Annotated in this window: 18 protein-coding genes; 8 read left to right on the top strand and 10 right to left on the bottom strand. The window is 61.4% G+C overall.

From position 1 onward, the window contains the following. The first annotated feature begins 89 nt into the window (after positions 1 to 89). Positions 90 to 365, top strand: a complete 276-nt coding sequence (locus Q0C23_RS07960) for a hypothetical protein (RefSeq protein WP_291511836.1) — start codon at positions 90 to 92, stop codon at positions 363 to 365. On the opposite strand, the gene Q0C23_RS07955 is transcribed toward Q0C23_RS07960, so the two are convergent. The 4 genes from Q0C23_RS07955 to Q0C23_RS07940 all read right to left on the bottom strand — a co-directional run bounded on the left by Q0C23_RS07955 (position 362) and on the right by Q0C23_RS07940 (position 4,170). Next, complete coding sequence (locus tag Q0C23_RS07955; RefSeq protein WP_291511835.1) at positions 362 to 739, bottom strand: DUF3293 domain-containing protein; 378 nt, start codon at positions 737 to 739, stop codon at positions 362 to 364. The two genes, Q0C23_RS07960 and Q0C23_RS07955, sit on opposite strands and share 4 nt — an antisense overlap. A 4-nt stretch (positions 740 to 743) precedes the next feature. Continuing rightward, positions 744 to 2,180 carry a D-alanyl-D-alanine carboxypeptidase/D-alanyl-D-alanine-endopeptidase gene (dacB, locus tag Q0C23_RS07950; protein WP_291511834.1) on the bottom strand — a complete coding sequence of 479 codons (1,437 nt, stop codon included), beginning with the start codon at positions 2,178 to 2,180 and terminating at the stop codon, positions 744 to 746. 197 nt (positions 2,181 to 2,377) lie between these two features. Then, positions 2,378 to 3,589 (bottom strand): MFS transporter, encoded by a 1,212-nt coding sequence (locus Q0C23_RS07945; RefSeq protein WP_291511833.1) that lies wholly within the window; start codon positions 3,587 to 3,589, stop codon positions 2,378 to 2,380. Between the two features lie 53 nt (positions 3,590 to 3,642). Beyond that, a complete protein-coding gene (locus Q0C23_RS07940; protein WP_291511832.1) occupies positions 3,643 to 4,170 on the bottom strand; it encodes a c-type cytochrome in 528 nt (175 codons plus the stop codon). A 68-nt stretch (positions 4,171 to 4,238) separates the two neighbouring features. On the opposite strand from Q0C23_RS07940, the gene Q0C23_RS07935 reads away from it, so the two are divergent. Together Q0C23_RS07935 and Q0C23_RS07930 are read left to right on the top strand one after the other, a co-directional pair. Next, on the top strand, positions 4,239 to 4,595 hold the full coding sequence (locus Q0C23_RS07935; RefSeq protein WP_291511831.1) for a hypothetical protein: 357 nt from the start codon (positions 4,239 to 4,241) through the stop codon (positions 4,593 to 4,595). Between the two features lie 228 nt (positions 4,596 to 4,823). Further along, positions 4,824 to 5,930, top strand: a complete 1,107-nt coding sequence (locus Q0C23_RS07930) for a fatty acid desaturase (RefSeq protein ID WP_291511830.1) — start codon at positions 4,824 to 4,826, stop codon at positions 5,928 to 5,930. A gap of 73 nt (positions 5,931 to 6,003) precedes the next feature. On the opposite strand, the gene Q0C23_RS07925 is transcribed toward Q0C23_RS07930, so the two are convergent. Both Q0C23_RS07925 and rfaD read right to left on the bottom strand, forming a co-directional pair. Then, on the bottom strand, positions 6,004 to 7,014 hold the full coding sequence (locus Q0C23_RS07925; RefSeq protein WP_291511829.1) for an NAD-dependent epimerase: 1,011 nt from the start codon (positions 7,012 to 7,014) through the stop codon (positions 6,004 to 6,006). Continuing rightward, positions 7,011 to 8,000, bottom strand: a complete 990-nt coding sequence (rfaD, locus tag Q0C23_RS07920) for an ADP-glyceromanno-heptose 6-epimerase (protein WP_291511828.1) — start codon at positions 7,998 to 8,000, stop codon at positions 7,011 to 7,013. The genes Q0C23_RS07925 and rfaD overlap by 4 nt, the downstream gene beginning before the upstream one ends. A gap of 59 nt (positions 8,001 to 8,059) precedes the next feature. Between rfaD and Q0C23_RS07915 the strand changes: the two genes are divergently transcribed. The 4 genes from Q0C23_RS07915 to fdhD all read left to right on the top strand — a co-directional run bounded on the left by Q0C23_RS07915 (position 8,060) and on the right by fdhD (position 14,274). Beyond that, a complete protein-coding gene (locus Q0C23_RS07915) occupies positions 8,060 to 10,054 on the top strand; it encodes a monovalent cation:proton antiporter family protein (RefSeq protein ID WP_291511827.1) in 1,995 nt (664 codons plus the stop codon). Positions 10,055 to 10,064: 10 nt separating this feature from the next. Next, positions 10,065 to 10,922, top strand: coding sequence for a fumarylacetoacetate hydrolase family protein (locus Q0C23_RS07910; protein WP_291511826.1), 858 nt, complete (start codon positions 10,065 to 10,067; stop codon positions 10,920 to 10,922). A 75-nt stretch (positions 10,923 to 10,997) separates the two neighbouring features. Continuing rightward, positions 10,998 to 13,313 carry an FdhF/YdeP family oxidoreductase gene (locus tag Q0C23_RS07905; RefSeq protein WP_291511825.1) on the top strand — a complete coding sequence of 772 codons (2,316 nt, stop codon included), beginning with the start codon at positions 10,998 to 11,000 and terminating at the stop codon, positions 13,311 to 13,313. 82 nt (positions 13,314 to 13,395) lie between these two features. Next, complete coding sequence (gene fdhD / locus Q0C23_RS07900) at positions 13,396 to 14,274, top strand: formate dehydrogenase accessory sulfurtransferase FdhD (RefSeq protein WP_291511824.1); 879 nt, start codon at positions 13,396 to 13,398, stop codon at positions 14,272 to 14,274. Between the two features lie 33 nt (positions 14,275 to 14,307). Here fdhD and speA read toward each other — a convergent pair whose 3' ends face one another. The 3 genes from speA to Q0C23_RS07885 all read right to left on the bottom strand — a co-directional run bounded on the left by speA (position 14,308) and on the right by Q0C23_RS07885 (position 18,205). Then, complete coding sequence (gene speA, locus Q0C23_RS07895) at positions 14,308 to 16,197, bottom strand: biosynthetic arginine decarboxylase (RefSeq protein WP_291511823.1); 1,890 nt, start codon at positions 16,195 to 16,197, stop codon at positions 14,308 to 14,310. Between the two features lie 122 nt (positions 16,198 to 16,319). Beyond that, entirely contained in the window at positions 16,320 to 17,729 is a 1,410-nt protein-coding gene (locus Q0C23_RS07890; protein WP_291511822.1) for a PhoH family protein, read from the bottom strand. Further along, a complete protein-coding gene (locus Q0C23_RS07885; RefSeq protein WP_291511821.1) occupies positions 17,726 to 18,205 on the bottom strand; it encodes a peroxiredoxin in 480 nt (159 codons plus the stop codon). Before Q0C23_RS07885 ends, Q0C23_RS07890 begins: the two co-directional genes overlap by 4 nt. 126 nt (positions 18,206 to 18,331) lie before the next feature. Between Q0C23_RS07885 and Q0C23_RS07880 the strand changes: the two genes are divergently transcribed. Next, positions 18,332 to 18,856 (top strand): Fur family transcriptional regulator, encoded by a 525-nt coding sequence (locus Q0C23_RS07880; RefSeq protein ID WP_291511820.1) that lies wholly within the window; start codon positions 18,332 to 18,334, stop codon positions 18,854 to 18,856. Here Q0C23_RS07880 and Q0C23_RS07875 read toward each other — a convergent pair. After that, positions 18,744 to 20,321, bottom strand: coding sequence for a glycosyltransferase family 39 protein (locus Q0C23_RS07875; protein WP_291511819.1), 1,578 nt, complete (start codon positions 20,319 to 20,321; stop codon positions 18,744 to 18,746). The two genes, Q0C23_RS07880 and Q0C23_RS07875, sit on opposite strands and share 113 nt — an antisense overlap. Positions 20,322 to 20,324: the final 3 nt, after the last annotated feature.

Genomic DNA, 20,324 nt, shown 5'->3' with positions numbered 1-20,324 from the left:
ACCTCGTTAGCGTCGGGAACCTTATGCTACCCTCGGACTCTACCATGGGAAGTCTACATGGGAAATTTTCTTTCTAGCTCGGAGCACGGATGGCAAGGTTTCGCAGCTTTCGTATGAACGCCCCTCGCTGGTGGCAGCGCGTACTGCTGAGCCTGGTCGCGGCTGTACTGCTACTGGCCTTTTTCTTTTTTGCGATATTCGCGCTGATCGCCTTTGCCGTGTTAGGTGTCGTCTGGACCGTTTATCTCTGGTGGCGTGGTCGCAAGCGGAATGCTGCTGTACGGAAAGATATTTTCACGAGGGATTACCGAGTGCTGGGCGACGATTCCGAAGTGCTTCCAAATAAGAAAGACGAGCGAAACTAGGCTGCTCGCGTCGCTCGCCGGCCCGCACAGTAGACCAGGCAAACGTGTCGGCCATCCAGCCATAGCCAGGCATTCTGGCGCATCCATCCAGCAATCCGGCAAGCGGTACGTGGATCAAGCCCAGGCGCAAAGTAGTGGTGCTCCCACCACGATGCACAGCCACCCCACACACTTCGTGGAGTTTCGGATATTTCTCGTGCAAGACGCTGTTTAAGCTGGCGATCTGCACGGAGATTACGCCAGAGGCTTTGGCGCTGCGAGTGCGGATTCCAGGCGCCTAGGATCGCGCCGCGATGTCCGCCGGCCGGACCGCCAATCGTCCAGTTGTGCCGGAGGCTTGGGCAGACGTAGTTGGATGACCGATACGCTTCCATGAGTTCAGCCACCTGCACCGGCAACAGCAGAGACGCTCTTCGCTTCGCTCGGCGTTTCCAACGCAAGGGTGCGCACCCATTCCCGCACAAAATGGTCCATGATTCGGCGCAAGGCCGTGCGTGACACGGAAAAATCGTTGACCAGAATCGCAAATACATAGGCCTGTCCGGGTTTGACGTAGAGGATACCAGCCAAAGACAAGGCTTCGGCCAGGGTGCCAGTCTTGGCCAGAACGATCCCCGCGTCCAGATCCTGTAAACGGTGGCGCAGGGTGCCATCGCTGCCCGCTTCCGGCAAGGAGGCGGCATATACAGGCCACCATGGCTGACGCAGGGCCCAGCTCAGCAGGTGCACCAGATCGTTGGCGCTCAGCCGATCCTCTCGCGACAGACCACTGGCGTCCACCAGTCGCGTCTCGGCATCGACCAGTCCCCGTGCGCGCGCCCAATCCTGCAGGCCGGCCACGGCCGAGCTCCGGGTGCCGGTGCGACCTTGGGCGAGGTCCGCCAGGCGCAGCAGGGTCTCGATGTGCGTGTTTTGACTGACCTTGTTGATGACTTGGATTTCCTCTGCCAATGGCGGCGACCAATGCTCTGCCAGCAAGAGCTTGGCGTGGGCCAGGGGGGGCATCGCTGCTCCCACAGTTGGCATGCCCTCCCCTGCATCGGCGTGGACGGAAAGAGGCTGTACCTGAATTCGATTGGAAACGACTATCCCCTGCTCTTGCAGCGCGGTCATCAGAGCTACAGCGGCAAAGCGTGGGGGATCGGGCTGTGCAAGACCCGCAACAAAAACCCCAGATCCCACACGTACACTGCCGGACAGGCGCCAGCCGGAAGCCTCGGCCACCAGACGGATCGGCTCGACTTCCTGCTGTTTGCCTACCGTGCGCACGGCGTTGTGGATGAAGCCCTGAGGATTCGGCGTAATCTGCGCCTCGGCCAGAACGCCCGATCTTGCTGCCGGACGGATGCGTACCAGGACACTGGCATCGTTGATGGTGAGCCCGTGAATGGGAGCGCCATACCAAAATCGCTGATCGTCCGAGGTCCAGCCGGGTGGCGGACTGGATTCCGCTGGGAATGGCCCATCCACGGCGACGATACCTTCGGGAATGCGGCGCACGCCCGCCTTCCACAACTGCGCGGCCAGGTCGCGCAGAGCGATCAAGGGATCGGGTCCGTGCTCTGATCGGCCGGTGTAGGGAAAGCTGCGGGAAGAGAGATTGGGATCGCCACCACCCACAAGATACAAGGGACCCAGAACCGTGCCCCGATCCAGGCCCTCGGCCCGCAGCTCCGTGCGTTGGCGCGCATCGGCTCCGAGACGATCCAAGACGTAGGCAGTGCTGAACAGCTTTAGAACGGAAGCGGGAGCAAGCGCCGTGTTCGCCTGATGGGCAAAGATCGGCTGTGCCTCGTCTGCTCTCTGGATGAGCACGCTCCACTTCCCATCGGCCGCGTGGGTCGGCAGCGCCGGCAGGGGCGTCGCGTGTACTCTCGGAACCCCAAACCAACCGCCGCACACCAGCAACAGCAGGCCCAGTCGGAGCAGCCTGCACCCAGGGATCGGCGGACAGCGTCGTGTTATGCGCATGAAAAAACTTTCGGGCATCGCTCGGTTCCTTCTGGGTTCGCTCAGACCCTATGGCGGTGTTCTGGGAAGAGGTCCTTTGGCAACAGGTATGCAATCACCAGACTAGGCAATGCGGCGACGAATGCCAAGAGAAAAAATGTGGTAAAACCCACTTCAGCCGCCAGAAATCCGCTGTAGCTTCCAGCCACCGTAGAGGCGACGGACATCAGTGCGGAGCCGATGGCAAAATGGGTGGCCTCGAAACTCTTCTGACAGCGCTGCATGAGAAACACCATAAGCACGGCAGTACCCAAGCCTGCCGCGGCCTGCTCGAAAGCCACCACCAGGCCGACCCAGAGCAGATCGGGCGTTGCCCACGCCAGCCAGGCGTAGGCAGGAATGGCAAAGGACTGCACGGCCGCCAAAGGGAGAAGCGCGCGGCGCAGTCCCCAGCGGGCAATGATCACCCCCCCCAGCAGGGCGCCGCCGATACCGGTCAGGGTACCGACCGCCCCGGTGAGCAGGCCGCGTGCCACCAGCCCATACCCGAGATGGTTGAGAAAGGGCGTGACCATGGCAAACATCAAGGCATCCCCTGCACGAAAAAAAAGGATGAAGGCCAGCGCCCAGACGATATGTTTTTGTCCCAGGTAAGAGCGAAAGGCCTGCACGGTGGCGATGCGGCGGCTTGCCCTGACTACTGCCGAGGGTGGTTGCGGGAGGATCCAGCGATGGAAGGCGGCGAGCAGCCACAGCATCCCCCCTGCTGTAAGGAAGCAGGCGGTCCAGGATACCCAGCCCGCCAGGACAACCAGTCCACCGTTGCCCACCAGCATGGCCACACGATAGGCGGCAACGCGCAGACCGGAGTAGGCGGCCTGTGCATCTACCGCCAGGGTCTGAATGTAGTAGCCATCCACGGACATATCGTGGGTGGCTGAGAGAAAGGCCATGAGCGCAAAAATCTTGAAAGCCAGATCCAGGTCGAGCTTCTGGGCCGGCCAAATGAGCAGGATGGCGACAGCGCCCAGGAGCAGCTCCATGAGGACCAGCCAGCTTTTCTTGTTGCCAAACAGATCGATGAAGGGGCTCCAGAACCATTTGAGATTCCAGGGGAGGCCCAACAGGGATAACAGACCGATGGTCTGCAGACTGGCGCCCGCAAAGGTAAAGAACTGGACCGATACCTGCTGCACCAGGGAAAAGGGCAGACCCTCAGCATAATAGGTGCTGGCAATCCAGGAGAATTTCTTCAGTCGCTCGTGAATTCGCATGGCTCAAAACAAAAACCCCCGCCAAAGCGGGGGTTGGATCGCCGACTGAGTACTCAGGAGGCTTTGGGAGGAGCGATAGGCTTTTGAGCAAGTACCCAACTGGCCAGCTCTTTGGCCTGTTCCGGCGTAACATTCTGGGCCGGCATGGGCATACCGCCCCATACGCCAGCGACGCCGTGCTGAATGGCGTGACTGACGGTCGCCAGAGCCTTGGGATCGCCCTTATACTTATAGGCTACCCAGGCAAAGGCCGGACCAACCACCTTGGCTTCCACCTGATGACAGGCAAAACAGCCCTTGGCTTCCGCCAGGGATTTGGCCTTGGCCATCTGGTCGCTGCTCATGGCGGCTGCCACCTTGACCAGGTGACCGCCCCCACTCTGCGGCTGGAAAGCCGCAGGCGAATTGGTCGCGGCAGAGGAACCACTGTCGGAGGAAGAGCTGGAACTGGTCGCACCGGAATCACTGCTTCCGGTGGACTCGCTCTGCTTCCCTTGGCCACAGCCGGCGGCCAGCGCAACTACGCAGGACATGGCCAGGATGCGGAGCCAAGACGCCCGAATGTTATCTACACGAATCATGATGCCCCTCCCTGTTCAGAGGACTCTGACAAGCGTTGGTAAAGATGGGTTATTAATCGGAACTGCCGTTGTCGCTGCTGCTCGTGCCGGCACTGCTGGACGAGCCGCTTTCATCGGAAGAAGCAGCGGATTCCATCGGAGCGGTGGAGCTGGAGGACATATCGCTGGAGCTGCTGCTCTCGGTCGCGGCGCTGCCGTTGTCCGAAGAAGCGGAAGACGAGGACTCGGTGGTGGCGGAGCTGCTCGCCGGGGCGCTGGACTCTTCCTTCTTGGCACAGGCGCTGGCAAGAGCGATGACGCCGGCGATGAAGATAACGCGAGCGACGGGCTTGAATTTGGCTACGTCTAACATGTTTGCACTTCTCCTTGCACGATGGATGAACAACACAGATGTAACTACACGAAGGTCGCTGACATACCTCTGAGAAAGAGTAGCACCTTCAGCGCCGAAAGGGGAAGAGCCCACGGCCGATGGTCGCGCCTGGTCGTGCGCCGGTGGTGGTCCGAAGGCAGACCCGCAGCATATGAGTGCATTCGGCCGCCCAAGGGCACCAACACGTGCTGCCCAGGACTTGCCTGACGAACTTCATCTTAGCATAATCGCGTATTAATATCGTTGTTCATGTACCTATCTTGCTGGAGGAGGGAGTGCAATGTCCGAAGCAAACGCGTCTCAGGACTGGGAAGCCCTGCAATCGGTAAAGCTACAAGAGCTGCGTAACGCCATCTCACCCGAGCGCTACCGTCGTTCGCCGGCGCGAGCGCTGCTGTGGTACGGATTTGACGGCGCGCTCTATCTGCTCAGCATCGCCGGTGCCCTTCTGCTCCCGTGGTGGTGGGCGCAGATACTCTGTGGGTTGTTGGCGGGCTCGGCCGTTGCCTTCATGTTTGTCTGGGCCCACGACGCCGCCCACGGCGCCCTCTTCCAGAGCAAGCGTGTGGGAGAGATACTCGGAACCCTCTTCATGTTGCCTTCCCTCAACATGTATCGCCTCTGGGCCTTTGGCCACAACCGCGTGCACCACGGCTTCACCAGTCTGGTATCCATCGACTGGATCTGGCGCCCCTGGACACCGGCGGAGTATCGCGCCAAGAGCGTCTGGCAACGACTCCTCTATCGGCTGGAGCGCAGCCCCTACGGCTGCGCTCTGCACTATCTCCTGCGGGTGTGGTGGCCTGGGATGGTACGTTTTCGCGCCGATCCAAAGAACAAGGACCAGCGTTCCTTTTTGCTGGCAAAGATCTATACCCTGCTCTTTTTCTTAGTGTTTTCCGCCGTGGCGCTGTGGCTGTCGGGCTGGGTTGGCTGGTTTGCGGCCCTGATCCTGCCTTTCGTGGTCTTCAACTACTACATCGCCTTGTTCGTGTTTCTTCACCACACCCATCCCGATCTTCCTTTTTTCTCGGAAAAAGAGGAATGGAGTCAGAGCATTGGGCAGATGTATTGCAGTACCGTCGTACGTTGCTCGGCCTTGAGTGAGGCCCTCATCCACGGCATCCTGATACACGCGCCGCATCACGTGGACCCGCGTATCCCTTTCTATCATCTGCGCGGTGCCTATGCGGATCTGCGCAAACATTATGGCGCCTATCTACACGAGAGTCGCTTCAGCTTTGCGCTGGTACGCCGGATTTTTCGCCAGTGCCAGCTTTACGATTATGAGAACAAGCGGTGGCTGAGTTTTCGCTCCCTACGGCAAATGGTGCCGGGGGCTGAATTTGCAGAGGGAGCGCAGATCGGGGCAGTCACTCCACACTAGGCGTAAACGCCGGCTCATCCGGCGTTCGACCCCTTGTCTCGTGCATGGCCCGGATCCGGAAGCGGCCCGCCGGCTACTGTGTGCCGTAATACTGGCGATACCACTGCACGAACTGCTCGAGCCCCCGCACCAGAGGGGTGCGCGGGGCGAAGTCCACCAATCTCGCGAGATCGTCCACCTCGGCGTAGGTGGCGAGCACGTCGCCCGCCTGCATGGGTAACAATTCCAACTGTGCCTTGCGTCCCAGGCACTCCTCCAGAATGGTAATGAAATCGAGAAGTTCCACCGGCTGATGATTGCCGATATTGTAGATCCGAAAGGGCGCCGCACTGCTGGCCGGATCCACCGGCCACTGCGTCTGTCTCTGGGGCGGATGATCTACAAGACGCACGACTGCCTCGACGATATCGTCAATATAGGTAAAGTCGCGCTGCATCCGACCGTGATTGAATACGGGAATGGGCTCGCCGGCCAGGATCTTGCGGGTAAAGCTGAAGTAGGCCATGTCAGGCCGCCCCCATGGCCCGTAGACGGTAAAAAATCGTAGCCCCGTGCTGGGAATGTCGTAGAGCTGCGCGTAGCTGTGGGCCATCAGTTCGGCCGCCCTTTTGGTGGCGGCATAAAGGCTTACCGGATGGTCCACGGGGTCGTGTTCGCTGTAGGGCAAGCGGCTGTTGGCGCCATAAACCGAGCTGGACGAGGCAAAGAGAAGATGCTTTACACCTTGCTGGCGACAGCCCTCAAGGATGTGTACGAAACCCGTGAGATTGCTGTCGGCATAACTGTAAGGGTTATCCAAGGAGTAGCGGACGCCCGCCTGCGCGGCGAGGTTTACCACCAGATCGAAGTGGGGCCCGGAGAACACCGCATGCATTTCCGCACGCTGGGCGATATCTCTGTGCAGGAAGGTGAAGGCGGGATGTCCCTCCAGTTGATTCAGACGGGCACGCTTGAGCGCCGGGTCGTAGTAATCGTTGAGGTTGTCGAGGCCGGTGACCGTCCAGCCTTCGGCCAGCAGGCGTCGACACAGGTGAAAGCCGATGAAGCCTGCGACGCCGGTGACGAGCACACGACCGGGCGTCACGCGCTCTGCCCCTCGAGCCAGGCGATGTAGCGGGCCACGCCCTCTTCCACCGACAGCATAGGCGCCTGGTAACCCGCCGCCCGCAACTGGCGGATGTCGGCCTCGGTAAAGCTCTGGTATTTATCGTGCAGACTCTCGGGCATGGGAATGTAACGGATGACCTCGGTTTTCTGGAGCTTTTCCAGGTCGCGGCTCGGACCGCCCTGGCGGGCTTCGATAGCGTTGATGACGGCCACCGCCATGGCGTTGAAGGTTCGCGCCACGCCCGTGCCCACATTGTAGATGCCCGAGCGCGGATGCTCGAGAAAGTGCATGTTGACGGCACAGACGTCGTCGACGTGGATGAAGTCCCGGCGCTGCTCGCCATCGGCATAACCGCCGGAGCCGGCAAAGAGATGCACGTGTCCATCGAGGCGATATTGGCGGGAGAAATGCAGGGCAACGGAGGCCATCCGCCCCTTGTGGAATTCTCGCGGCCCATACACGTTGAAATACCGGAATCCGTGGACGGGCGCACGCAGCTCCTGCCAGTGGCGACGCAGGTATTGATCGAACTGGAATTTGCTGAAGCCGTAAATGTTGAGTGGATCTTCTGCGTCCCGAGTCTCCGTGAAGCGACCGCTGCGGCCGTACACCGAGGCGCTGGAGGCGTAGAGCAGCGGCACATCCTGTCTCTGCGCCCAATGCAGCAGGGCCTTGCTGTATTCATAGTTGTTGGTCATGACGTAGCGACCGTCGCTGGCCATGGTGTCGGAACAGGCACCCTCGTGGAAAATCGCTTCCACACCCGCGAAGCTCCCGGACTCGAGGCGGGCAAGGAAAGTCTCCGCTTCCAGATAATCGGCAATGTCCAGGCCCGAGAGATTGCGGAACTTGTCCGCCTGCTGAAGGTGGTCCACCACCAGGATATCGCGCTCTCCCCGCGCGTTGAGTGCGGCCACCAGATTGGCGCCGATGAAACCTGCCCCGCCCGTAACGATGATCATAATGTCGTGCTCCTTTTGCGCTATGATAACAAAAAACCCGCCCGGGAGACCCCTCAACCATGCCCGACTCCAGCCTGCTCATCGTCGTCGTGCTGCTGGCGACGACGGTAGTCCTCGTCGGACTTTTGAAGTGGCTGCGCCTACCGGCGATATTCGCCTATCTGCTGACGGGCGTCCTGCTGGGACCGCACGCCCTGGCGGTGGTGCCCGATCTCGAACGCACGCGGCAACTGGCGGAATTCGGGGTGGTTTTTCTCATGTTCAGCATCGGCTTGGAGTTCAGTCCGGCGCAGTTCATCACCATGCGGCGTCTGGTGTTCGGCATGGGCAGTCTGCAGGTACTGGCCTCGCTGGCGGCCTTTCTTGGCATGGCGGCGGTCTTGGGGCTGGGCTGGCGCAGTGGAGTCGTCGTCGGCGGAATCCTGGCGATGTCATCGACGGCCATGGTGGCGCGGGTACTGGCGGAGAAAATGGAAAGTGCCTCCCGCCACGGTCGAATCGCCATCAGTATCCTGCTGTTCCAGGATCTCGCCGTGGTGCCGCTGCTGGTATTGATCCCCGCCCTGGCCGGGGATCGGGCTGCCCTGCCCGCCGCCCTCGCCTTCGCTGGGGTAAAAGCGGCGGTGGTTCTGTTGATTCTGCTGGTGCTGGGGCGGCCGGTGATTCGGCCTTGGTTCCAGCTGGTGGCGCAGCGTAAGTCCAGTGAGCTTTTCACGCTCAACGTCCTCTTCGTCACCCTGGGGCTTGCCTGGATCACCGAGGCGGCAGGTCTATCCTTGGCCCTGGGCGCCTTCGTGGCGGGTATGCTCATTGCCGAAACCGCCTACCGTTATCAGGTAGAGGCGGACATCGCGGCCTTCCGCGACATTCTTCTGGGGCTGTTCTTCATTACCATCGGCATGCTGGTGGATCTGCGCCTGATCCTGGCCGATCTTGCCTGGATCCTTGCCCTACTGGCAGCGATCCTGATCATCAAGGGTGCGGTGGTCTGGGGCAGCTGCCGCCTATTCGGCTTCGAGCAGGGAGTGGCGCTGCGTACGGCGCTGGTGCTGGCGCAGGCGGGAGAGTTCGGTTTTGTCCTCTTGTCCCTGGCCAATCAATTCCACCTGTTGCCCGCACCGGTGCTGCAGCCGCTCCTCGGTGCCATGCTGATGTCGCTGATGCTCGCGCCCATTCTCCTGGAGCACAACGGCTGGATAGCGCGACAACTCGTCGGTAGCTACCGGCGCAGTCGCGAGCGTGCCCTCCGCGAAATTCGCGGCATCCAGCTCAAGGAGCACGTCATTCTCTGCGGCTACGGACGGGTGGGCCAGAGTATCGGTCGGGTGCTGGAAGAAGAAGGCATTCCGTACCTGGCCCTGGACCTCGATCCCGCCCGCGTGCGCCAGGCGCAATCGGCCGGTGAATCCATTTTCTTCGGCGACGCGAGTCGTCGTGACGTCCTGCTCGCTTCGGGTTTGGCCGATGCTCGCGCCCTGGTGGTAACTTTTGGGGATGTGACGATCAGTCGTCGGGTTCTGGCCGTGGCTGCGGAATTGCAGCCGCAGCTGCCGATTCTGGCTCGCGCCCACGACGACAGTCAGATTGCCATCCTGGAGGCCGCCGGCGCCGACGAGGTCGTGCCGGAAGTGACGGAAGGCGCGCTCATGCTCGCCTCTCAGACCCTGCTGCAGTTGGGCTTCCCCATGAGTCAGGTGTTGCGCCGGGTGCGTCGCTTCCGGCAGGAACGCTATCACGTCTTCCGCGCCAGCTTCTGGGGCGGTTCGGAACCGGGCGAGGACCGGGACTCTCCACGGCTGCTCTCCGTCGCCTTGGGTGATACCGGCTGGGCCATTGGCAAGACTTTGGCCGAGCTGGATCTGCCCGCTTTGGGGGTGCAGGTCACGGCGCTGCGCAGGCGGGGTATCCGCGGGCGTGATCCGGCCAACAGCATGCGTTTGCGCGCCGGCGACGTGCTGGTTATCTTCGGGGATCCCAAAAGTCTGCAGGCCGTGGAGCAGTTCTTGCTGGAAGGCCCGGACGCGGGTGCCTTTGCCACCCCGAACAACGACTAGGAGGTGTGCTGTGCAGTGGAGCCGTTATGTTCGCAGGGGCGTGGTGGAGTGGGGAGTCTGGCTGGAGGAAGAGCTATTCTCCCTGCAATCGCTGGACGAGACGCTCCAGCCCCAGCACTTGCTACAGGAAGACCCGAAAATCCTCTCCCGCCATCTGCGCCGGCGCCGTACCGCGCATATCCGTTCTGTCGATCCGGAGAGCATCCGCTATCTGCCGCCCACATCGCCACAGAAAATACTCTGCGCCGGCTTGAACTATCGCGATCATGCGCTGGAGAGTGGGGCAGAGTTGCCCGGCGCTCCCAACTTTTTCATCCGCTTTCCCGATACCCTGTGCGGCTCTGGTGAGGCCCTCCCCTACCCCGCCCAGTCCGAGGCCATGGACTACGAGGGCGAGCTGTTGGTCATCCTGGGTCGGACCGTCCATGGCAGGGTCCATCGTCGCGAGGCTCTCGCGGCCGTGGCCGGCTACAGCATCTTCAACGACGTCAGCCTGCGCGACTATCAGTTCCGAACGAGTCAGTGGACCCTGGGTAAGAACTTCCCCAACAGCGGCCCCTGCGGTCCGCGTGTGACAACCCCGGAGGAACTGCCCGAAGGGGCCCGGGGACTTTATCTGCGCACCGAGGTCGACGGCGATGTCCTTCAAGACGGCAATACCGCGGATCTCCTCTTTGATGTCGCCACACTCATTCAGGCGCTGGCTGAGGTGACGCCCCTGCATCCGGGCGACCTCGTCGCCACCGGCACTCCGGCTGGCGTCGGCTTTGCTCGCAAGCCGCCCCGCTTCCTGCAGCCCGGCAATCTCGTTCGGGTGGAGATCGAGGGCTTGGGCTTTTTGGAGAATCGGGTAGTCCCTGCGCCTTGACAGGGCTTGTCCCCCTGCCTAGGTTTAATGGAACATACCAAACGGTTTGCAACTGGCCTGCTCGGGGGGATGGACATGGCACAAAAGCAGAGAAGGATCACAGGAACTCGGGTAGGTGCGGCAGGTGGCTGGGGCTCGCTGCGCGGCATCGTCGACGTCTACGGCGCGGAACACCCAGTGCCCGGCGTCGGCCGGACCCTGATCCAGCTCAACAAACCCGGCGGCACCATGTGCACTTCCTGCGCCTGGGGAAAGCCGGCCAAGCCGGGGCTTTTCGAGATCTGTGAGAATGGTGCCAAAGCTACTATCTGGGATCTGACCACCGATCGCTGCACGCCGGAATTCTTCGCTGAACACTCCTTGGAAGAGCTGCGCCGTTGGTCCGACCACGACCTGGAGATGCAAGGTCGTCTGACCGAGCCCCTGCGCTACGATGTCGGTTCCGATCGCTATATACGCTGCACCTGGGACGAGGCCTTCGCCAGCATCGGAGCCACGCTTCGGCAGCTCGATCCGCAGTCGGTGGTCTTCTACGCCTCCGGTCGCGCCTCGTTGGAAACGTCCTACCTCTACGCCCTGTTCGCACGGCTTTACGGCCATAACAACCTTCCCGATAGCTCGAACATGTGCCATGAGACTACCTCCGTGAGCCTGAAGGAGCACATCGGTACCCCCGTGGGCACCTGCGTTCTGGAAGATTTTGAACACTGCGATGCCATCTTCTATTTTGGTCAGAACCCTGCCACCAACAGCGGCCGCTTTCTGCACCCCTTGCAGAAGGCCGTGCGTCGCGGCTGTCGTCTCATCGTGTTCAATCCCGTGATGGAAAAGGGTCTCGTGGAGTTCATCGATCCGCAAAATCCCCTGGAAATGCTGACGGGCCACGGCACGCGCCTGGCGCATCAGTATCTGCAGGTAAAGGCCGGCGGCGATATCGCGGCCATTGTCGGCGTGTGCAAACATCTGCTGGAAATGGACGACGCAGCGCTCCAGAGAGGGGGTCCCGGCATCCTCGATCGCGACTTCCTGCAGGAGCACTGTCATCAACACGAAGCCTTCCTGGAACAGGTGCGTCGGACCTCTTGGGAAGAGATCGAGCAACACTCTGGTCTCCAGCGCGACGCGCTCGCCAGTGCAGCGTCGGTCTACGCTGAGGCGCAGCGCGTGATTGGCGTCTACGGGATGGGTCTGACCCAGCACGTACACGGTTCCCAGGCCATCGGGACGCTGCTGAATCTTCTCTTGCTGCGGGGCAATATCGGCCGCGAGGGTGCGGGCATCTGCCCCGTGCGCGGGCATTCCAATGTGCAGGGACAGCGCACCGTGGGTATCTCGGAAAAACCCGAGCTCGTGCCTCTGGATCGTTTGGCGGAGCTCTTCGACTTCCAACCGCCGCGCGAGCAGGGACTGGCTACCGTCGACGCCTGCGAAGCTATTCGCGCCGGGAGGGTCAAAGCCTTTATCGCGCTGGGTGGCAACTTTCTGCGGGCCATCCCGGAGCAGGAAGCCATGGAGAAGGCTTGGGCTGCTCAGGAGCTGACGGTCAGCATCGCAACCAAGCTCAACCGCAGTCACCTCTTTCCGGGCAAGGAGGCCTGGCTGCTGCCCTGCCTGGTGCGCTCCGAGATCGACGTACAGGCCGGCGGAGCGCAGGTCGTCACCATCGAGGATAGTTTCAGCCACATCCACGCCTCGCACGGACAACACGAACCGGCCAGCCCCCATCTGCGCTCCGAGTTGGCCATCGTGACGGGCATGGCCAAGGCGACTCTGGCGCCGAACCCGCGCTGTGACTGGGATGCTTGGACTGCAGACTACGGCAAGGTGCGCGACCTCATCGCGGCCACCTACCCAGAATTTCACGACTTCAACGCACGTCTGGATACGCCGGGCGGTTTCTACCGCGGTAACCCTGCCCGCGAGCGGCGCTGGCAGACGGCCAGTGGCAAGGCGGAGTTTACCTTACCCACGGTGCTGTCTTCCCTGGGGCTGGGCGATGCACCGGGGCGCTACCATCTCATCACCATGCGTTCCAACGATCAGTTCAATACCACCATCTACGGCTATAGCGATCGTCTGCGTGGCCTGGAAGGCTCGCGTATGGTCCTGTTGATGAACAGCGAAGATATGACGGCGGCAGGACTGCGCGAGGGCCAGGAGGTCAGCCTGCAGTCCGATGCCGGAGACGAGTTGGTACGGCAGGTGGATGGCTTGCGCGTCACGACTTTTCCTCTGCCCCGCGGTTGCGTGGGAGGGTACTACCCGGAGCTCAATCCACTGATACCCCTGTGGTATCACGACGAACACTCGAAAACTCCCGCCGCCAAAGGTGTACCCGTGCGTATCCATACCGGTGCCATCCGCGAGAGCCGACATGCCGCTGCATTGTAAGAGCGCGCTGGCCCGAATGGGCCTTGGGATGCCGCGCGGGACCGTCCGGAACGTCCGGGTGTTCGGTTTACTGGGTGGCTGAGTGAATCGCGAGCCAGAGATCGGTGGGGTGATCTGGTCTTCGGCCAGATGTCTTGATAAAGAGGTAGACTTCGGGGTCCATCGTGAGGCCATTCTCGAAGAGTGCGCCGTCTCCATCGTCATCAACGGTGCGGTCTATGGAGTGATGATGCTCACCCCCCGGGACCTCGAGGACTTCGTGTTGGGCTTTCTGTGGACCGAGGACGTGCTGCACTCGCCTGAGGATATCCTCGCCTGTGAACGGGAGCAAAGCGCGGATGGTCAGGCCCTGTATCTGCAGCTGCGAACCGAGGCGGCCATGCGTGCCGATGCCAGACGTCGCTGTCTGCCGGGAGGCAGTGCCTGCGGACTGTGCGGCGTGCCGAACTTCAGCGGATTGCAGCCCTTTCCACCGATCCGTGACGAGGGCCGAATCTCCTGTACCCTGATTGAACAGAGCCTGGCCCGCCTCTGTGCGGAGCAGCAGCTCAACCACCATACCGGTACCGCACATGCCGCCGGAATCGGCACCGAGGATGCTTTCATCGTACGTGAGGATATCGGTCGTCACAATGCTGTGGACAAGGCCATCGGCGCCGCTCTGCGTTGCGGCTGGAGCGCAGGAGATGCCCGGCTGTTGGCGGTCTCCTCGCGTCTCAGTTTTGAGATCGCGTTGAAGGCCTTGAGCTTTGGTATTCCGACGGTAGTGGCCGTATCGGGTGTCAGTAGTCTGGCGATCCAGCTGGCGGAGCGCTGCGGCTTGACCCTCATCGGCTACGCCCGAGACGGGCGACTGACGATCTATGCCAACGCCTGGCGCATCCTTCGATCCGCCAGCCCGAGGGCAGAACCCCCTGGTCCGAGCTTCGATTTAGAGATACCGCGCTGTGCCGGCGATTGAGCCACGGCAGCCGCTCAGCCGCGGGTTGGGGTTCTACTCGAGGTAAGTGTAGCCCTTCAGTCCTTCCTCATACTGGCGCAGGAAGTCTCGGGCCTCATCGGGGCTGAGGTCTGTCCGCGCCGCCAGCTGCTCGCCAAAGCCCTGAGCCAAGGATTGGGCCGAAAACTGTACATAGGCCAGCACTTCTTCGACGGTATCGCCGGGTACGGGCTCCTGCAACTGAAAACCGCCGTCGTCGGTACAGACTACGTTCACGGCATCGGTATCACCGAAAAGGTTGTGCATATCGCCCAGGATCTCCTGATAGGCGCCTACGAGGAAGAACCCCAGATGGTAGGCTTCGCCGCGGGTCCAGGGATGCAGCGGCAGAGTCGGTCCGACGCCGTCGGCAAAAACGTAGCTGTCGATGCGCCCGTCGGAGTCGCAGGTGATGTCCTCAAGCCGACCGCGCCGCGTCGGTTCGCTGTCCAGCCGATGGATGGGTAGGATGGGGAAGACTTGATCGATAGCCCACACGTCGGGCAAGGACTGAAAAAGGGAAAAGTTGACGAAATATTTATCTACGAGCTTTTCTTCCAGTTCATCCAGAATCTCACGATGGGCGCGTTTGGCAGGGTCCAGGAGGGTCCGCACCCGCCACATTAGGTGCGCATAGCTGTTCTCGGCCTGTGCCCGTTCCGGCAGCTTCAACAGGCCGAGACGAAAAGCCTCCTGATTTTCCGCCAGAAGGAAAACCGCCTCTTGATAGATTTCCATGGCTTGTGTCGCGCTGGCGCCGCGAAGCCGATCCAGAAGCCGCTGCCAGGCCTGCGCAGAGAGGCTGGTGGTCGAGCCTGCCGGCGGATGCTCGCCCGGCGCTGGCTCTACATCGATGATGTTGCTGATGAGTACGGCGTGGTGAGCAGTCAGCGCGCGGCCGGACTCGGACACGATCTCCGGGTAGGGGAGCTGTTCGCGCTGGCAGAGCTCGGCCAGGATTCCCACCACCGTCTGCGCGTAATCGGCGACGCGGTAGTTGGCGGAGCAGTAGGCGCGGGAGTGGGTGCCCTCGTAATCGACGCCGAGCCCCCCGCCCACGTCCACCACGCGAATATCCGCACCCTGCCCCCGCAGTTCTTGATAAAGACGGGCACATTCGCGCATACCACCCTGAATGTGCTGAATATTCGGAATCTGGGATCCTAGGTGGAAATGCAGCAGTTGCAGATTCTGCAGCGCCCCGGCTCGGCGTAGCTCCTCCAGAAGTTGAAGAATCTCGTGGGAAGAGAGGCCAAACTTGGATTTTTCTCCACCCGTGTTCTGCCATTTGCCCGCACCGGCGGAAGCCAGCCGAGCGCGTACGCCGATACGAGGCTGTACCCGGAGTTCACGGGCAATCTGCAGGATCAAGGGCAGTTCGGAACTTTTCTCTACCACCAGAAAAACCCGCCGACCCAGCCGCTCACCCATGAGCGCCAGGCGGATGTACTCGGCATCCTTGTAACCGTTGCAGATGATGGTGGCTTTTTCCGGTGACAGAGCCAGCACCGTCAGCAGTTCCGGCTTGCTCCCCGCTTCCAGACCGACGCTGCCGTCACCTGCCTGCAGGATGCTCTCTACCACCCGTCGATGCTGGTTGACCTTGATGGGATAGACGGGCGTGTAGGCCGCCGGGTAATTCCAGTTCTCCATGGCTGCACCAAAAGCGGCTCGCAGGCTGTGAACACGCTGGGCAAGGATCTGCGGGAAGCGCAGCAGACAGGGCAGGGTCAGGCCCTGCTCTCCCAGAGCGGCCACGACCTCGCTCAGGCGCACCCCTTCCGAACCGGGCGATCCGTGGGGGAACACCCGCAGGAAACCGGACTCGTCGATATCGAAATATCCGGCGCTCCAGTGAGGCAGATTGTAAAGCTTGCGACTGTCGGCAACGGTCCAGGAGGGCATGGCGGCGGTTTCCGGGGATGGCACGTGATGGGAGCCCAAAAGATACCGGACTGACGTGGAGAATCAAGAAATGGGCAGAGTTCTCGTGGAGGGTCGCGCCAGCGCTGCCTCCAAAGCGGAACTTACAGAGCCTCGTTGGCAAAATCTGCCAAGCGCGAACGCTCGCCGCGTCGCAGGGTGACGTGACCGCTGTGCTCCCAGGATTTGAAACGATCCACCACATAGGTGAGACCCGAGGTGGTTTCCGATAGATACGGGGTGTCGATCTGCGCGATATTGCCCAGGCATACCACTTTGGTTCCGGGTCCCGCGCGGGTGATCAGGGTCTTCATTTCCTTGGGGGTGAGATTCTGTGCCTCGTCGATGATGACGAACTTCTCCAGAAAGGTCCGCCCCCGCATGAAGCTCATGGATTTGATGCGAATACGCTTGTTCACCAGATCCTGAGTGGCGCTGCGTCCCCAGCTGCCTCCTTCCTCGCCGCCGCGTGCGAGGATCTCGAGGTTGTCCTCCAGCGCCCCCATCCATGGCTGCATCTTTTCTTCTTCCGTGCCGGGCAAAAAACCGATCTCATCACCGACGGGCACCGTCGCCCGCGTGATGATGACCTCTGAATATTGTTTGTTCTCGAAAATCTGGTGCAAGGCCGCTGCCAAGGTCAGCAGGGTCTTGCCGGTCCCGGCGGAGCCAATGATGCTGACGAAATCGATGTGCGGATCCATGAGCAGATTCAGGGCAAAATTCTGTTCCGGGTTGCGCGCGCGAATGCCCCACACGGAATGCCGTTCTGTGCGGAAGTCGCTGACCCGCTCGATGACCGCCTGCTGTCCCTCGATACGCCGGACGATGGCGGCAAAGCCTTCCTGGGCATCGTCGCTCTGCGGCAGAAACAGAAACTGATTGGGATACCAGTGTTCCGCGGACGGGCCGGTAATCCGATAGAAACTGCGCCCGGTTTCCTGCCAGGCATCCAGATCGCGGCTGTGAACGTCCCAAAAATCGGGGCTGAGGATCTCCACCCCGGTATAGAGAAGATCGACGTCCTCCAGGGTCTGGTCGTTCCGATAATCCTCGACGCGAATGGCCAGCGTGCGCCCTTTGATGCGCAGGTTGATATCCTTGCTGACCAGCACGACGTCTTTTTCCGGATGCCGATTCTGCAGCGCCAAGGTGACCGCGAGAATCTCGTGATCGGCCTTGCCTCCGGCGAGATCCGCCGGCAGGGCCTGTTCATAGGCGGCCGTCTGGAAGAACAGTCGACCTTGGGCGTGCGGCAGGGGTAAGCCTATCTCCAGGTCTTCGTGGCCTTCCAGCAGATCGTCCAGGGTCCGACTGACCTGGCGGACGTTGCGCGCCTGCTCACTGAGCCCTTTCTTGTGCTGATCGAGTTCCTCCAGAACCACCATGGGGAGGAAGATGTCGTGCTCTTGAAAGCGAAAAAGAGCCGAGGGGTCGTGCATGAGCACGTTGGTGTCGAGCACGTACAGCCGAGGTCGAGGTGCTGCCGTCAGCGAGCTGACCACAGCGGTCATGGCAGTGTCTTGACGATGTCGAGAATGTGGGCCGCGTGCCCGGCAACCTTGACCTTGCGTTCGATATGGGCCAGCTGTCCGGCACGATCCACGACAAAGGTGCTACGTTCGATTCCCAGATAAGTCTTGCCGTAGTTTTTCTTTTCCTGGATGACGTCGTAGGCGCGACAGACCTTTTCATCGGCATCGCTGATCAAGGGGAAAGGCAGGGAAAACTTGTCGATGAAGCGCTGGTGACTGGCCAGCGAGTCGCGTGAGACACCGATGACTTCTGCACCCATGGCCTGGAACTCCGGGTACATTGTGGCGAAGTCCTGGGCTTCCAAACTACAGCCCGGAGTGTTGTCCTTGGGGTAGAAATAGAGGACCACTTTGCGACCGAGGAGGCTCTTCAAGCAGAGCTCACCGCCGCTGGAGACGGGTGCGCAGAATTCCGGAGCCGGCTGGCCAACGGACAGGGACGTTGCTGTAGTCATGGTCTCTCCCGCAGAATCTCTGGCTCAATCTAGCGCGTGCTGCGGTGCCTTGTCCAGCCGCCTCGAGAAAGGTCCTCGTCGGCTCCAGCCCTTGCTCCGACGAGGTCCGCGAGCCTAAACTGAGCCATGGCAGATGGTCGGCACGGGCAAGACCCAGAACTCTCGGCGGCACTTCGGATTCGAGCTTCGGGAAGCCGTGCTACCCGCTGGCGGATTCGCATCCTGCAGGCGCTGCTGGATGCCGGCAAGCCCCTCAGCCACCAAGAATTGCAGGAGAGCCTGCGGCAGGACACCGGGGAGTTGGTGGATCGGGTAACCCTCTACCGCAATCTGGATTGGCTGCTGCAGCAAGGTCTGGCGCATCGCATCACTACCGACGATCGGGTCTGGCGCTTCGGTGTCGCCAACGATGCGGCACATCCGCCACACCCCCACTTTCGCTGTCTACGCTGCGGTGAGTTGCTTTGTCTGGCCGATACCCAGTTACCCAGACCCGAGCTGCCCCAGGGTTATGCCCTGCGTGACGTAGACATGGTGGTCAATGGAATCTGCCCCCACTGCCAGGGCCAGAGCGCGACTGAGGACCCAGAAAGTCGCGACACAACAGCAGCGTCACCCGATGCCAGGTCACCCCGGCAGAGGTCGCGCTGAAGTTTTCCGGCCTGCCGCAACGGCGGAACTGTCGGATCCAGGAGCTCGGAATCGCCGCGTTTTCTCCATCGAGGACCAATAATGCGTTCTCGCCCAGGCGACCCTCGTAGCCGGGCCACAACAGATACTGGTTGCCGTGGATACTGCACTTGCTCGGCTCGCTGGAAAAACTTTGGTAGTACACAAAGGGATGGGTCGGCAGATAAAAAGCCAGGGTGGCACTGTACTGGTAGAAGTTGGTTACGACGAAAGCCGGTTGGGCCCGTTCGAGCCGATCCTGCGCCGCGGCTGCCAGTTCGCGCCAGCCACGGGTCTGCTTGAAGGGAACGTACCACTTGCTGGGTAAAGGTACGCCAAGGGCGTGTAGTTGCGGGAGTGCCAAAACCGTCGCGATGAGCAGGGTGCAGACGGCAAGGGAGGCCAGGGCCCATTGCCGCCAGGGCGCGCGGCTCAGGGGGCCCGCGGCCCAGATGATCAGTCCCAGATAGGCGGCAATGGGCCAGTTGGCATCGACTTGGCCGGAAAGACTCTTCAGCGCGTAGAAGACCCAGGTAATCAGACTGATCCAGACCAACACGGCGCTGCGACCGGCAGGCCAGGATCGGCGCTCCCGCCACAGCAGCACGGCCAGCAAGAAAAAGGGGAGTACGCCCAGGACCCCAATCTGTCCGCCCAAGAAACTCCACCAGGACGACCAGCCACCCTGCCCGCCCGTGACATTTCCCCAGGTGGCCAGCACGGTGGCCCATCCATGCTGGGAATTCCACCTGAGGTTGGGTGCCAGGATCAGCAACGCCACAACGACTCCGAGCCAGGGCCAGGGCGTTCGCAGTTGCCGACGTCCGGAGCCGTGGCCGAGAAGCGTGACGAGTACTGCCGCGGGCAGAACCCCCAAGTTGTATTTGGCCTGCAGACCCAATCCTACGGCAGTCCCCGCCAAAAGCCAGGCCCACCGCTGCTCACAGACGATGGCCCGCCAGAATGCCCAGAGCGCCAGAAGCCAGAGCAGCAGCATGGGCACATCCGTGGTCATGACCAGCCCGCCCAGGAAATAGACCGGAATACAGGCCATCCACAAGGCCGCGAGGCGCGCGGGTGCCGGCTCACCGTGCACCTCTCGAGCGAATAGATAGGCGACGCCCGCCAGCGCCAGCGCAAAGATCGGCGCAAACAGGCGCACTGCTAGCAGACTGTTACCCGCCAGCAGCGTACTGAGGGCCAGTATGCCGGCGATGAGTGGAGACTTGGTGTAATAGCCCCAGGCCAGATGCCTGGACCACAGCCAGTACTGCGCCTCATCGCCGGAGATGCCGAAAGGGCCCCATAGGATGAGGGCGTAATGAACGCCCACCAGCAGAGCCAGACCAAGCCACAGCAGCGGTGACTCCGCCAGAATCTTCGGGAGCACCCTATCCCGGGCTTGCCACGCGTTTTTCTCCAGGCCCGTTGTTGTCTTTTGCATCATAGG

Origin of the sequence: Acidithiobacillus sp. (genome assembly GCF_023256195.1) — a bacterium.
Taxonomy (GTDB): Bacteria; Pseudomonadota; Gammaproteobacteria; order Acidithiobacillales; family Acidithiobacillaceae; genus Acidithiobacillus_A.
The sequence above is the reverse complement of the archived record's forward strand: the minus strand, read 5'-3'. Positions and strand labels throughout refer to the sequence as shown.

Coding starts and splice junctions, on each gene's coding strand:
- Q0C23_RS07960 (WP_291511836.1), top strand. CDS start 90: ATGGCAAGGTTTCGCAGCTTTCGTATGAACGCCCCTCGCTGGTGGCAG.
- Q0C23_RS07955 (WP_291511835.1), bottom strand. CDS start 739: ATGGAAGCGTATCGGTCATCCAACTACGTCTGCCCAAGCCTCCGGCAC.
- Q0C23_RS07945 (WP_291511833.1), bottom strand. CDS start 3,589: ATGCGAATTCACGAGCGACTGAAGAAATTCTCCTGGATTGCCAGCACC.
- Q0C23_RS07940 (WP_291511832.1), bottom strand. CDS start 4,170: ATGATTCGTGTAGATAACATTCGGGCGTCTTGGCTCCGCATCCTGGCC.
- Q0C23_RS07930 (WP_291511830.1), top strand. CDS start 4,824: ATGTCCGAAGCAAACGCGTCTCAGGACTGGGAAGCCCTGCAATCGGTA.
- rfaD (WP_291511828.1), bottom strand. CDS start 8,000: ATGATCATCGTTACGGGCGGGGCAGGTTTCATCGGCGCCAATCTGGTG.
- Q0C23_RS07915 (WP_291511827.1), top strand. CDS start 8,060: ATGCCCGACTCCAGCCTGCTCATCGTCGTCGTGCTGCTGGCGACGACG.
- Q0C23_RS07905 (WP_291511825.1), top strand. CDS start 10,998: ATGGCACAAAAGCAGAGAAGGATCACAGGAACTCGGGTAGGTGCGGCA.
- speA (WP_291511823.1), bottom strand. CDS start 16,197: ATGCCCTCCTGGACCGTTGCCGACAGTCGCAAGCTTTACAATCTGCCT.
- Q0C23_RS07890 (WP_291511822.1), bottom strand. CDS start 17,729: ATGACCGCTGTGGTCAGCTCGCTGACGGCAGCACCTCGACCTCGGCTG.
- Q0C23_RS07885 (WP_291511821.1), bottom strand. CDS start 18,205: ATGACTACAGCAACGTCCCTGTCCGTTGGCCAGCCGGCTCCGGAATTC.
- Q0C23_RS07880 (WP_291511820.1), top strand. CDS start 18,332: ATGGCAGATGGTCGGCACGGGCAAGACCCAGAACTCTCGGCGGCACTT.
- Q0C23_RS07875 (WP_291511819.1), bottom strand. CDS start 20,321: ATGATGCAAAAGACAACAACGGGCCTGGAGAAAAACGCGTGGCAAGCC.